The organism is Meiothermus sp. Pnk-1 (assembly GCF_003226535.1).
Taxonomy (GTDB): Bacteria; Deinococcota; Deinococci; order Deinococcales; family Thermaceae; genus Allomeiothermus.
This window is the reverse complement of the sequence record NZ_QKOB01000002.1, coordinates 125878-140319: the sequence shown is the minus strand read 5'-3', so window position 1 is coordinate 140319 and position 14442 is coordinate 125878. Positions and strand designations below refer to the sequence as shown.

4 protein-coding genes are annotated in these 14442 nt (G+C 68.8%); all 4 read left to right on the top strand.

Annotation, left to right across the window (positions count from 1 at the left end; translation table 11 throughout):
• Position 1: 1 nt before the first annotated feature.
• The 4 genes from DNA98_RS03470 to DNA98_RS03455 are packed head-to-tail and all read left to right on the top strand — an operon-like array spanning position 2 to position 14419.
• A complete protein-coding gene (locus DNA98_RS03470; RefSeq protein WP_110525794.1) occupies positions 2–2752 on the top strand; it encodes a DUF11 domain-containing protein in 2751 nt (916 codons plus the stop codon).
• 59 nt (positions 2753–2811) lie between these two features.
• Positions 2812–5511, top strand: a complete 2700-nt coding sequence (locus tag DNA98_RS03465; protein ID WP_110525792.1) for a DUF11 domain-containing protein — start codon at positions 2812–2814, stop codon at positions 5509–5511.
• Positions 5508–11039 carry a DUF11 domain-containing protein gene (locus DNA98_RS03460; protein WP_110526507.1) on the top strand — a complete coding sequence of 1844 codons (5532 nt, stop codon included), beginning with the start codon at positions 5508–5510 and terminating at the stop codon, positions 11037–11039. The genes DNA98_RS03465 and DNA98_RS03460 overlap by 4 nt, the downstream gene beginning before the upstream one ends.
• Complete coding sequence (locus DNA98_RS03455) at positions 11036–14419, top strand: DUF11 domain-containing protein (RefSeq protein ID WP_110525789.1); 3384 nt, start codon at positions 11036–11038, stop codon at positions 14417–14419. Before DNA98_RS03460 ends, DNA98_RS03455 begins: the two co-directional genes overlap by 4 nt.
• The last annotated feature ends 23 nt before the right edge of the window (positions 14420–14442 follow it).

Here is a 14442-nt window from a genome sequence, read left to right as displayed (position 1 = left end):
TATGAAAAGACTCGTCGGCATACTCGGCATGGTGTTGTCCTTATGGTTTGGCCTGGCCCTCGCCCAGACCCCGGCGGGAACCAGCATCCAAAACCAGGCTTCGGCCACTTATATCGACTCGGCCAACCAACCCCGCAGCACCACCTCCAACCTGGTGGTGACGGTAGTGCAGCAGGTCTACAGCTTCACCATTACCCCCAACAGCACCCACTCCGGCTCCCCGGCCAGCGAGGCCAACCTGACCAGCCCCGGCCAGACCCGCACCGCGCTGCCCGGCGCCCCGGCCTACCTGGCCTACACCATAACCAACAGCGGCAACGGCACCGACACCATCAACCTTAGCGTCGCCCAGGGCACCGCCGACAACTTTGACCTCTCTGCCCCCAGCATCGTTCGCGACGCCAACTGCAACGGCCAACCCGACTCCGGCGAGCCCACCGTGACCAGCATCACCCTGGCCCAGGGGGCCTCGGCCTGCTTGGTGCTCCAGGGCACCGTTCCGGCCAGCGCCACCAACGGCCAGACCGCCAACGTCAACTTGGTCGGCACCTCGCAGGGCAACTCCAGCGTCAGCGATAACGACAACTGGGCCCGGGTCATCGCCAACACCGCTGCTACCCTGACCCTGACCAAATCGGCCAGCCCCTCCTCCAGCGTCACCCCCGGCCAGAACATCACCTACACCCTCACGGGCTCCAACACCGGCGGGAGCGCGGCGGGCGCGGTGACCGGGGTGGTCACCCTGGGCAGTACCGCCAAAAACGGCATCCTCATCACCGACGTGATCCCCAGCGGGCTCACGTACGTGGCAAACTCCCTCAGCGGCAGCGCCGGGGCCGGGACCGTCACCCTGATCTACTCCACCAACGGCGGCACCTCCTGGACCTCCACCCAGCCTAGCTCGGGGGTGAACGCGGTGGGGATGCTGATCGAAGGCAGCGGCAACTTCTTCCCCCAGGGCGCGACCTACACCCTCAGCTTCCAGGCCCAGGTTCCCTCCGGCGCTGCCAGCGGCACCTCCTACAGCAACTCCGCCACCCTCAAATTCGACGCCAACGGCAACGGCAACGCGAACGACCCTGGGGAGACCGTCACCTCCAACACCACCAGCACCACCGTAGCCGCCGCCTATAACGTCCAGGTAGGCCCCTACCAGAACCCTCTGGGCAGCGCTTCCGGCACCTATACCGCCGGCGGCTACACCGTGACGCGCAGCGGGGACACCCAGAGCATCGCCTCCGCCAACAGCGGCACCGCGGTCCTCTTCCGCCACACCCTGCGCAACACCGGAAACACCGGCGACAGCTTCAACCTTTCCTACACCGGCCAGCCCGCAAGCTGGAGCTGCCAGCTGGTGGCCGACGACCTCAGCACGCCCATCTCCGGCCCGGTGGGCCCGGTGGCCGCCGGGGCCGACTACAGCTTCGCCCTGCAGTGCAACATCCCCGCCAGCTACACCAACGCCAGCGCGACCCCCATCACGGTGAAGGCCACCAGCACGGGCGATGCCTCCAAGTCGGACACCACCACCGATACCGTAAGCCAGGTGGTCTCCGGCTACGGCGTGGATGCCGCCCACAACACCGACGGGGCCGCGGGTGGCGAACCGGCTAACCCGGCCAACAACACCCGCCCCGGCTACAACCCGGCGGTGAACCCCGGCGGCAGCGCCCTCTTCCCCTTCGAGGTGAAAAACACCGGCGTCAACCCCGACACCTACAACCTCGCCAGCACCCTGCCTACGGGCTGGACGGTCAGCTTCTACCCCGACGCCAACTGCGACGGCAACATGGACACCCCCCAGCCGGCCCCTGTCAGCAGCACCGGGCTGATCAACGCCGGCCAGACCAAGTGCTTCATCGCCGTGGTGACCGTTCCCGCGAACGCCACCCCGGTGGACGTAACCCCCGGGACCAGCGACAACGTGCAGCTCACCGTCACCAGCACCACCTTGGGCAGCGTCTCCGATACCCTCCTGGGCGCGGTGGACGTGAACGCGGTGCGGGCCTTCTCCTTCACCCCCAACCGCTCCGGCACCGTGACCAGCCCCGGCACCATCGTCTACACCCACACCCTCACCAACAACGGCAACCAACCGGCCACGGTGAGCATCCCGGCCTACACCAGCGCCTACGGCTGGACCTACCAGTTCTCCACCGACGGCGGTAGCACCTGGACCTCGAGCGTGAGCGGGCTCTCCCTCCCCATCGGGGCCAGCGCCAACCTGCAGGTGCGGGTGATCGTCCCGGCGGGCGAGCCCGTGGGCCGCAGCGAGGCCGCCAACCTCACCGCCACCGCCACCTACGCCAGCGGCACGGCTACGGCCAGCGTCACCGACACCACCACCGTCGTGGGCGGCGACCTGCGCCTCAACAAGAGCGCGGTGAGCTACGTGGGCTCGAGCTCCACCGTGCGCTCGAGTAGCGGCGCCCAGGCCTACCCCGGCGACCAGATCGTCTACACCGTGGTGGCCGAGAACATCGGCACCGCCAACCTGACCAAGGTGGTGGTCTCCGACCCCATTCCCGCCTACACCACCTTTGTCTCGGTGAGCGCGACCACCACCATCTCCGGCACGGTGCTCTACTCCACCAACGGCACCACCTGGTCCACCACGGCTCCCTCCAGCGTGCCCGCGGGCGGTAGCGTCTACGTGGCGGTGGATACCAACGGCGATAACAACATTACCGCAGCCGACACCATGCCCCCCGCCGCCAAGATCACCCTGACCCTGCGGGTGCAGGTACAGTAAGCCCTTTGGCCCTGCCCCGGTCGGTTGCCCGGGGCAGGGATACCCCTAGCCAAAAGAGAATGCGCTTTTTTTCGACCCTCCTCCTCGCCCTGGCCGGCCTAGCCTGGGCCACTCCGGCGGGCACGGTGATCCGCAACCAGGCGGTGGCCACGGTGGAGGGTCAGGTTTATCTTTCTAACCCGGTAGAGACCCTCGTGCAGGCGATTTGCGTGCCGGTGGTCTCCCCCAATGGCACCCCGGCCAGCCCTGCCTTGCGCGTGGTGGCCTCCGCCGGGGGTACGGCGTACCTTCCCTACCGGTTACGAAACGCTGGAAACGCCTCCTTTGATTTTTCCCTCTCCTGGGCCCAAGCCGCAGCTTCAACTTTCTCCCCCAGCGCGGTGCGCTTTTACCTGGATGCCAACCAAAACGCCCAGCGCGACCCCGGCGAGCCTGTGGTGAATAGCCTCTCGCTCGCGCCGGGCCAGGAGGTCTGGCTGGTGCTCGAGGTGGTGCTGCCCAGTCCGGCCAGCGGGGATCTATTCCTCTCGCCCATCGCCACCTGCGGCAGCGCCCAGGACAGCGACAACTACGCCTATATCCAGGTGGGGAGCGGCCCGGCTTTGCAGCTCAGCAAGGCGGTGAGCCCAAGCCGAATTTCGTCCGGCGAGGAAGCCACCTTCGACCTGGTGCTGCGCAACGCCGGCAACCAGGTCGCAGCGGGTCCGGTGGTGCTCACCGACCGGCTGGATACCCCCGAGATGAACGGGCTGGAGTACGTGGCCGGTTCCGCCCAGGCGGCCAAGGGACAGCTCGAGTACACCGCCGACGGCACTACCTGGACGGCCAGCGAACCGGCCAGCGTGCGCGGGGTGCGGCTGGTGCTGCCCAAGCTCGAGGGCGGGGAAGAAGCCCGGCTCTCCTTCCGGGTACGGGCGGTCTCGGCTACCCCGGGGGTACGCACCAACCGGGCCGAAGCCAGCGGCGAGGGGGGGCCTTCGCGGGGTGAGGCCGCGCTCGAGCTGTTGGGCAGCTACGCGCACTACCTAGGCCCCTATGGCAACCCCCGGGCCCTTCCCGGCGGCGAGGGCAGCCTCAACGACCAGCAGCAAGCGGTTGGCCTGATCGCCGGGCAGCCTTACTGCTTCACCCATACCCTGGAGAACGCCGGGACGGCCGATGACTCCTACACCCTGCAAGCCTCCGGGCTTCCCGGCAGGGCCACGGGGAGCTTCCAGAGCCTGGATGGCTCGCCCTTGCCCGACCCGCTGCCCCTGGCGGCCGGGACTCGTCGGGACTTCCGCTACTGCTTGCGGGTGGACGCGGTGCTCGCGGGGTTCACCGTGGAGTTGTCCGCCGTCTCCGTGACCACCGGCAAGGCCAACCGTACCCAGGACCAGGTGCTCGCGGTGCTCGATCCCGCCGGGCTGCTCCTGGGCAAGCGCGTGAGCCCTACCGGGACGGTGGCGGAGGGAACCCTTCTGACCTACACCCTGCGCATCGAGAACACCTTGACAGACCTGGGCGGGGTACGGGTGGTGGATCCCCTGGACCCGGCGCTGGAGTTCGCCTCGGCCTCGGATGGCGGCGCTTTTGACCCCGCCACCCGGCAGGTGGTCTGGGAGCTGGGAGATCTGCCCTCCGGCCTCACCCGCACCCTCACCCTCCAGGCCCGGGTGCGCCCAGGAACCCCCGACGACACCCTAATCCTCAACCGCTTCAGCCTGACCTCCACCCTGACCCCCGACCCGCTCCGCTCCAACCTCGTACAAAACCGGGTCTTGAGCGCGGGCTTGCTGCTGCAAAAATCGGTGGACCGCTCCAAGGCCAGCTACGGCGACCGGCTCACCTACCGCCTCGAGGTGGCCAACCCCAGCACGGCGGACCTGGAGGTGCGGTTGGTGGACACCCCACCCCAGGGAACCCAGTACGTGGCCGGCTCGGCTCGGCTCTACCCCGCCGGGGGGGGTTGCGCAGGCAGCGGGGAGGGCCTCGAGCCGACCGGGCAAGAGGGCCACCTGGTATGGCAGGGAATCGCCCTGAGGGCTAAGGAACGCCGCTGCCTGAGCTACCAGCTCCGGGTGCTCCCCGGAGCCCCCCAGGAGTTGCTAAACACCGCCCAAGCCTTCGGCACCACCGGCGCAGGGACCGCGCTGGCCAGCGCCAGGAGCCAGGCCCGGGTGCAGCTCGAGCCAGGTACCTTTGCCCCCCGGGGCACCCTGGTCGGGCGGGTGTTTTTGGACGTGAATCGCGATGGACGGTACACCCCAGGGCTCGACCTGCCCCTCCCCGGCGCCCGGGTGATCCTGGGCAACGGCTGGCAGGGGCTCACCGACGCCGAGGGGCGCTACGCCTTCCGCGACCTCGAGCCGGGGGTCTGGACGGTGATGCTCGATCCGGCCTCGGCCCCCTTCTCCCTGCTCCCCCACCCCGAGGCCAGCGGGGAGGGCTACCGCCACCGGGTTACCGTGCAGGGCCTCACCACCAGCGACTTCCCGCTCGAGGCCCCCCAGGGTACCATCACCGCAGCCCGCAGCACGGTGCTGGAGTTCGGGCCGCTGCGCATCGAAAAACGCCTCGTACCCCTGCCCCGGGGCTACCGGGTGGTGCTTAGGCTCGAGGCCCGCGAAGCGCTTTCGGATCTCACCGTTACCGATCCGCTGGCCGGCGGCGGGGAGAAGGTGTTCCACTTCCCCCGGCTTGAGGGGGAGCAGGTTCTGACCTACGACGTAGATCAGAGCGCGCTTACCGACCCGCAGGCGCGTTGGAGGTACCCTTGAGCGCTCAACGCAAAACGCTCTACACCCTTCTGCTGGCGTTCTGCGCCTTGCCTCTGGCGTTGGGTGGCGTAGCCTCCGCACAAAAAAGTGTGCCCGCCGCGAGCCAAGCGGTGGATCTGGTGGGCATCGTGCCCGGCGACCAGCTGGGCTGGGAGATCAACCGCTATGAGGCTCGTCTCCTGGTGAGCAAACCCACCCAGGTCGAGTTATGGCTATACTCGCCCGGCTTCGACCCCAAAGACTATCGCTCGGCCATGCGCGGAGCCCAGGAACTCGGCGACGAACGCTACGACAAGGGTCAGGGAGCGCTCTCGGCCAGCTATAGCTTCGCTTACTTCCAGCAAGGGCGAGTGTTGGCCCGAAAAACTTATGGCCTCGAGTCGCACCGCTGGGAACGTTTCTATTCAGGAAGACTCGAGCCTGGCGAGTACATCTTTCTCTCGAGCTTTCAGGGCTTCGGCAAAAACGCCTTCCGGCTGCGGGTCGCATCCCAGGACCCAGGCGCGATCACCATCGCCCTCAACCCCACCCTAAAGCTCGAGGATATCCGCCTAACCCGCAATGTTTGGATGCAAGTCCACGGCTTCCAGGAGGTCTACACCCTCGAGGTGCACGACGAGAAGGGCTTACGGGTCGGCATCTACGACGGCGACGGCCCCAAGGAGCTCGAGCTACGCCTCAAGAACCCCGACGGCAGCCTCTCGGTGCTGCCGGTGTCGGGGGACCGGGAGTGGGTCTACTTCCAGATCGAGCGCCCTGGGCGCTACACCATCCTGGCTCGCCCCGGCCTTCAGGCTAAGCAGTACTCCAACACCATCGGCTTGCAGTTTGGCCGGTGGGTGCAGATCAGCCCCGACGGCACGTTGGCTGTGCGAGATCCCGGCCCGGTGCAAGTAGAGGTGGTAGATACCGCGGGCCACCCGCTAAAGGCCTCCTACACCCTCGAGGGCGACGCGGTGCGGGTCGTCACGCTGGGCCCCCTCCCCGACGGCTACCGCTTCGTCCGCGCGGAGGTCAGCGGGGGCCGGGTGGTGGGGGTGGGCAAGGCCCAGGTGGGCTTCCCCGGGGGCACGGTGCGCTTTGTGCTGCAAGGGCTAGCCAAACCCGAACCGACCCCGGCCAAGGGCACCCTAGAAATCCAGGCCGTGCTGGTGCTGCCCGGGGGCGAGGTCCCCTACGACCTCAACCTGCGCGTAGGCGAACGGGCCGTACAGCTCGGCGGCGGCTCGGCCAAGCTCGCGCTCGCCCCCGGCACCTACCCGCTAAAGCCCGAGGTCAGCGGGGCCAGCGTCGAGGGGCCAAAGGAAGTGACCCTGCGGCCAGGGGAGGCCCGCAGCCTCACCTACCGGGTCAGGCCAGAGGTGACCCTGAGCCTCGCGCCCCACGAGCTCACCCTGCAATCCGGAGAGGAAGCGGCCTTCACCCTCAGCGCCCGAACCGCCTTCCCCGACTTCCTCCCCGCCGACCTCGAGCTGGCCTTGCCCGCCGGGTTGGAAGCCCTTTCCACCCCCCGCCTTACCGCGCCGCTCTCGGCCAACCAAAGCGCCACCCTCACCGTGCGGGTACGGGCCAGGGAACGCGGGATCTTCACCCCCGAGGCCCGGCTATCCCCCTGGGGGCTGGCGCAGGCGGCCCAGGTGACCGTCCGGCAGCCTGCCGCCTTCACCCTCCAGCTCGAGGCCCTAAAGCCCGCCGCCGCGGTGGGGGAGGAGGCCACCTACCGCCTCACGGTGCGCAACGCCGGCGACTTGGCCGGGGAAACAGCCGTGGAACTCACCCCGCCCTCAGGCCTCGAGGTACGCCCGCAGCGGGCCCAAGCCGTGGAGATACGGCTTGGGCCCGGCCAGAGCTGGAGCCTGGAGTTTGGAGGTCGCGTCACCCCGGAAGCGGCGGACACCCTGAGCGCTACCGCCCGCCTGGCCGACGGGACCGAGTCGAAGGCGGAAATCCGGGTGCTGCGCCCCCGCGCCACCCTGACCCGCCGCCTCGAGTTCAGCGAGGCGGTCCCCGGCGAGGAACTAACGGTCACGCTGAAGGTCGAGAACCAGGGGCTGGCCCCCCTCACCTACACCCTCACCGACACCCCGCCGGAAAGCGTAATCCCCCTGGAGAACCCTCGCTGGCAAGGCCGGCTCGAGCCGGGGCAAACCCAGACCCACACCTACCGGGTGCGGGTGGCCTTCGGCCCCGAAGGGGTGGGGTTGTTCCGGGCGACTTTGCATTCGGACGGAGGGGACCAGGCGGCCTCCGACACCCTGCGCCGCCGTCTGGTGGGGCTCGAGCAGGTGGCCGAGCCAGGGGTGGTGGTGGCGGGAGGTGAGGCCACCTTCAAAGCCCGCCTGAGCAACCCGCTGGCCCGCCCCCTCACCCTCACCCTGCGCGAGAATCCCGTCGCCGGGCTGGGCCTGGAGGCCAGCGCGCTCGAGCTGACCCTCGCCCCGGGCGAGGCCCGAGAGCTCACCTTCCCCGCCCGGCCCAACCTCCTGGGTGCCCTCGAGAACCAAGTCAGCGCCTGGCTGGGCACCACCCCCGCTGCCTCCCCGGCTACCGCTTCCCTGCGGGTGAAGCCGAGGCTCGAGCCCATCCGCCTATCGCAAATCGAACTGCCGTTTAGCCTAGAGGGCCAGGGCGAGCGGTTGCTCATCACCCAACGCCCCCCGAGCGGGGCCACCTACGAGCCGGGCTCGAGCCGACTGGACGGGCTACCCCTCCCCGACCCCAAGGTGGACGCCGAGGGGCGGCTATTCTGGGAACTCCCGGTAAAGCCCCGCGGCACCCTCAGCTATACGCTGCGCCACCGCGACGCGCTGGGCGCGCTCGAAGAACCCACCCTGACCCTGCGCACCGGCGAGCGCGAAGTCTTCCTCAAAGGCACCCTGTCCTTCGCCCAGGCCGAGAAAGCCCGGCCCTGGCAAGCCGGAGAACGCCAGGGGTTCATCCGCGAACCCCAGCCGGGCACGGTGTTCCGGGAGGAGCGCATCCGCGTCATCCTCGAGCTGCCCTTGGGGCCAAACCCGGAACTATACGTAAACGGCGAGGCAGCCACCGCCCAATCGCTCGGTAAGGCCCAGTACGACGAGTCCACCCGCGTGCAGCGGCTGGAGTTCTACGGCCTGCCGCTGAAGCCGGGGCTGAACCGGATCGAGCTATCCGCCGGGGAGCTACACGACCAGGTAGAGGTCTTCTTAGCCGGGGCTCCGGTGCGGCTCTTGGTCCGCCCCTTGAAGCTCCTGGCCGACGGGCGCTCCCCCCTGGAGTTCGAGCTGCTGGCCCAGGACGCGCTGGGCCTGCCCTCGGGCTTCGGCCCGCTCACGGTGGCCGCCGCGGGCGCCGAACCGCTCGAGCCCGACGCCTTCCCCGCCGAGGCTGGGTACCAGGTGTTGCTCAAGGACGGGCGGGCGGTGCTGCGGCTCAAGCCCCTCAGCACCCCTGGGCAGGTGCGGCTCGAGCTGGCCTACAACAACCTGCAAAGCGCCGCCGAGTTCTTCGTGCCGGGTAGCCAGGCCACGCTCTACCAGTACCAAGGCAGCATCGGCCTGCGGGTAGGGCAGACCGTGGAGGCTTTCGGCCATGCGCGGGGCTACTTCGAGCTGCCCCTCGGCCAGGGCCGCTTGCAGGGAGCCCTTGACGCCGCCCTGGGCTTCGACCAGGGGCACCCCCAACTGAACGGCGGCCTCGACCGGCAAGTGGATCCCACCGGGCGCTTCCCCCTGCTGGGCTCGGGCCAAGAGGCCAAACCCGCCCTGCGCTCGGACGACCCCATCGCCCTGCGCTACGACGACCCCCATTTCAGCCTCGGCTACTACGCCGACGGCTTGAGCGTGCCGGGGGTGAGCAATCTGCCCGCGGCCACCGCCCTGCGCGGGGAAACCCGGGGCGACCTCAGCCTGAAGGGCTTCGCCGCGCTGCTGCCCGGCACGACCCGGACCCGGGAGATCCTCCCCGACGGGACCCGGATCTACTCCCTGGGCGAGCCGGTGCTTTCGGGAAGCGAAAAGGTGGTGCTGTTGGAGGGCCAGCAGGAAACCGTCCTCGAGCGCCTCAAAGACTACACGCTGGATTACCCCAGCGGCACCCTGACCCTCGCCAAACCGCTCTGGCCCACCACCCCCGACTTCCAGCCGGTGCGCCTGCGCGTCACCTATGCCCCGGAAAACGCCCCCCGCGACCGGATCGGTTTCGGGGCGGGGCTCGAGTACAAAAGCGGGGGCTGGAGGTTCGGCCTGGGGCTGGCCCAGCTCGAGCGGCTCCTGTGGGGAGCCCAGGTGGGCTACGAGGCGGAGGGCTATGGCTTGCAGGCCCGCTACAGCTTCGATGGAAAGAGCCACTGGGGGTTTGAAGGGCGCCTCCGGCAGGGAGGGCTCGAGGGTCAGGCCAGCCTCGGCGTGGAAGATAGGGTACAGGGCAGCGCCCGTGTGGCGGCCACCCTGGGCTCGGGGGGCAAAATCGCCCTCGAGCACGTAGGCAGCCAGCAAAACCAGACCGCCCTCCTCTACGAACAACCCCTGAACCCGGCCTTTACCGTGGGCGCCGGTCTGGCCTACACCTGGGAGAGCGAGAGCCTGGGAGCGCTCCTGCGGGGCCGCTACGAGGGGGAGGGGGTCAGCCTCCAGCTCACCCACACCCAGCCCTTCCGCCTCGAAGCGCAGGCGGTGAGCCGCCTGGACGCCCGCTACCCGCTGGGGGCGAACCTCGACGCGGAAGCGGGGGTGAGCTACACCTGGGGCGGGGGCTTCTCGGGCTCGCTAGGGCTCAAGCAGAAGTTGGGAGGGGCCAACCTGGCCCTCTCCTACCAGCTTCCCGGCGCTTCCGGCGAGGGCAACCGGGCCCGCTTCGGCCTCGAGGCGCCCCTCCCCTTGGACGAAAAATGGAGCCTCAACCTGAACGCCGGGTACGAGCGCAGCCTCTCCACCGGGGCCGATGGGAGTGCCTTCGGCCTGGCCGCCCGCTACCAGAGCGGGGAGTTTTCCGCCACCGCGGGAAGCGAAGTGGCCTTCCAAAACGGCCAGGCCAAGCTCACCCTGCGGGGTGGGGCGACGGGCAGCCTGGACCCCCGCCAGACCCTCTCGCTGGACGCCACCTACCAGGTGCTGCCCACCCCGGAAGGCCGCTTCACCCTGGCCTACGCCCTGCGCGGCAGCGACGTCACCCTGCTCACCTACCACCGGCTCCAAAGCGGCACCGAGCGGACGCTGGAGGGCGAGGCCGCCCTCAGCTACTACCCCGCGTCCTCCTTCCAGCTCCGTCCCAGCCTGGCCTACCGCATCCTGCCCGACGACGGGGCGGGCAACACCTACCAGCTCGGGCTGGGGGCCACCTACTACCTGGGCCGCAGCTTCGGGATCGGCGGCGCCCTCTACCGCACCTTCACCCCGGCTTTGGGGGCCGCCACCTGGGCCTGGGGCCTCGAGGGCAGCTACCGCTTGCTGGAAGAGCTTTGGGTGGCGGCAGGATACACCTTCGGGGGTGGACTCACCGTGCGGGAAGGGTTCTATGTGCGCCTGGATGTCTTGGGGGGTAGCCGATGAAGCGCCTTCTTTTGGTTTTGGCCGCTTTCGCCTTGGGCCTGGCCCAGGCCCAGGTGGTGCGCAACTTCACCTCCCGCTATAACACCAATACCCAGGGCGACATCCTGCTGATCGGCAACACCCTGATGACTTGCTCCACGGCCAGCGGGGCCAGCAATGCCGGCCAGTGTGCGAACGCCCGGAACGGTACCGGCTCCCCCCTCAACAACAACGACTTCACCATGGTCTACGTGGATGCCGACACCGACCCCTCCACCTTCAACTCCTCCTCGGCCACGCTGAGCCTGCCCGCCGGGGCCACGGTGCTCTGGGCGGGGCTCTACTGGGGAGCCGAGTACCAGGGCAGCGCCCCCCCCAGCCCCGCGCAGGTGGGCTTCCGCACGCCTGCCATGAGCGGCTACCAGACCCTGACCGCTACCCAGACCGACTACGCGAACTCAGATCCAGGCTACATCCGCTACCAGCGGTTTGCGGAGGTCACCTCCCTGGTGCAGGCCGGAGGCAGCGGCACCTACTGGGTGGCCAACGTGCAGGCCACCCAGTACACCAGCGGCACCGCCCCCAGCCCCTACGCTGGCTGGAGCTTGGTGGTGGTCTACCAGCGCTCCGGCGAGCCCCTGCGCCACCTCAGGGTCTACGATGGCTTCGCCGCGGTGACCAGTTCAAACCCCAGCGTCTCCATAACGGTCAGCGGCTTCATCACGCCTTTGAGCGGCCCGGTGAACGCCCGGCTGGGCATGGTGGCCTACGAGGGCGACCTGGGCACCAAGGGCGATAGCGTGACGCTAAACAGCGGCAGCTTCAGCGCTACCCTCTCCAACGCGGTCAACCCAGCCGACAATTTCTTCAACTCCACCATCAGCGATCTGGGCGCTTACGTCTCCGGCAAGACCCCCAATTACATCAACCAGCTCGGCTTTGACATAGACCGCCTGCAGGTGAGCGGCCTGCCCAACGGGGCCACCTCGGCCACTTTCGCCTTCCAAACCGGGGGCGATTGGTACTACCCCGGCGTCTTCACCTTCGCCATAGACCTCTACGCCCCCGACCTCACCACCTCCTTCACCAAGACGGTGCAGGACCTGAACGGCGGGAACGTGGTGGTGGGGGACGTTTTGGAGTACACCGTGGGCTTCACCAACACCGGGGGGGACGGGGCCACCAACGTGGTGCTGCGGGACCCCATCCCCTCCGGGACCCAGTACGTGCCGGGTAGCCTCCGGGTAGTGCAAAACGCCGCCGGCGCCCCCACCGGCACCTTCACCGACGCCGCAGGCGACGACATCGCCGAGTACAGCTCCGCTTGCAGCGAGCTTCCCGGAAGCCCCCCTTGCGTCCGCTTCCGGCTCGGCACCGGGGCAAACGCCACCCAGGGCGGCCTCATCCTGCCCACCCAGGGGGCCACGGTGCGCTTCCGGGTGCAGGTCCTGCCCAGCGCCGCCGGCCAGACCCTCACCAACACCGCCCGGGTGGACTACAACAGCCAGACCCTGGGCACCGCCTTCAGCCAGGCCGCCTCGGCTAGCGCCAGCGCCAGCGTGCCCACCCCGCCGGGTCTGGCCAAGGCCTTCAGCCCCGGAAGCATCCCCGTGGGGAGCCCCAGCACCCTGACCCTCACCCTGAGCAACTCCAACGCCGCTGTGGCCACGCTGACCTCCGCCCTGATAGACAACCTGCCCGCAGGCCTGGTGGTGGCCAGCTCCCCGGCGGCCAGCACCACCTGCCCGGGCGGTTCGGTAACGGCAGCGGCCGGGAGCAGTTCGGTGAGCCTGGGTAGTGGAGCCCAGATCCCGGCGGGCGGCACCTGCACCGTAAGCGTCCAGGTCACCAGCAACAGCCCAGGTAGCTATACCAACACCTTGCCCGCAGGGGCCCTGCAAACCGACCTGGGCAATAGCCCCAACCCCGCCAGCGCCACCCTCACCGTTCAGGGGGTGACCCTCTCGGGGCGGATCTACCAGGACCAGCAGCCCAACGCCGTGCGCGAGCCCTCCGAGGACTGGAGCGGCGGCCCCACGGTCTACGTCAACCTGGTGCAGGGGGGGAGCGTGGTGCAGAGTGTGGCGGTGAGCGCAGGTACGGGAAGCTTTACCTTCAACGGGGTGGTGCCGGGGAGTTACACCCTGGTGGTGACGAACTCGGCCAGCGCCACCACCCCCACCCCCCCGGCGGGCTGGCTGTTCGTGGAGCCCATGACGGGCAGCCGCAGCCTTAGCGTAAGCACCTCGAACATCGGCGGCCAGGACTTTGGCCTCTTCAACGGCAGCCGGGTCAGCGGGCGGGTTTTCTACGATGACGGCGAGGCAGGAGGTACCGCCAACAACGCCTTGCAGGACGGGGGCGAGCGCGGGGTGCCGGGGGTGACGGTGAGCGCCACCCAGGGGGCCAACACCCGCACCGCCCTCACCGATACCTCTGGCGATTACACCCTGTGGCTGCCGGCCAGCCTCTTCAGCGCGGGCAACCTAACCCTCTCGCACCCGCAAAACCCGGCCACCGGCAGCAATGTCGCGGGCGGTAGCGTCACCCTGGCCTCGAGCTTCGCCGACCCCGCTGCCCGCCAGCGCACCCTCACCTTCGCGAACGGCCAGAGCTACGCCGGGTACAACTTCGGCCTGGTGCGCGAGAGCCGCCTCTACCCCAACAGCGCCGGCCAGGCCCCCAGCCCCGGCACCATCACCTATAGCCACCTCTATCGCCCCGGCACCCTGGGAAGCGTCACCCTTAGCCAAAGCGGCGGGAGCTTTACCTACCAGGCCCGTCTGGACGCCAACTGCAACGGCAGCTTCGACCCCGGCGAGGATTTCCAGAACCTTCCCCTTAGCTTTAGCGTAGGCAGCAGCTGGCCCCGTGAGGCCGACGGCAGCCTGCGGGCCTGTGCCCTCGAGCTGCGGGGGATCATCCCCGCCGGAAAGCCTGTAGGCAGCGTGGATATAGCCCAGCTCGGCTCGAGCCTGGTCTGGGCGGGCAACCCCAGCGTCAGCGACCCCCGCACCCTCACCGACACCACCACCGTGCAAGCCCCCGGCGAACTCACCCTGAGCAAGCAGGTGCGCAACTGCGGGGCGCTCACCAACCCCAACGGCACCTGTAGCGGCAGCTTCTCCACCAGCGCCCTCGCCAAGCCCGGAGAGGTGCTCGAGTACTGCATCGCCTACCGCAACCAAGGCACCCAGACCGTGACCCAGGTGGTCATCACCGACCCCATTCCCTTTTTCAGTGCATATGTCACCGGAAGCCTGCGCCTGAACGGTACAATTCTGACAGACGGTGCCGATGCCGATGCCGGTGAAGTCTCCAGCGGTTTGGTCGTGGTCCGCGTCGGGAGTGTGAGCGCAGGAGGCAGTGGTGAGGTCTGTTACAGGGTCAAGATCCTTTAGAACGATGGGTTATCCTTGGTGGG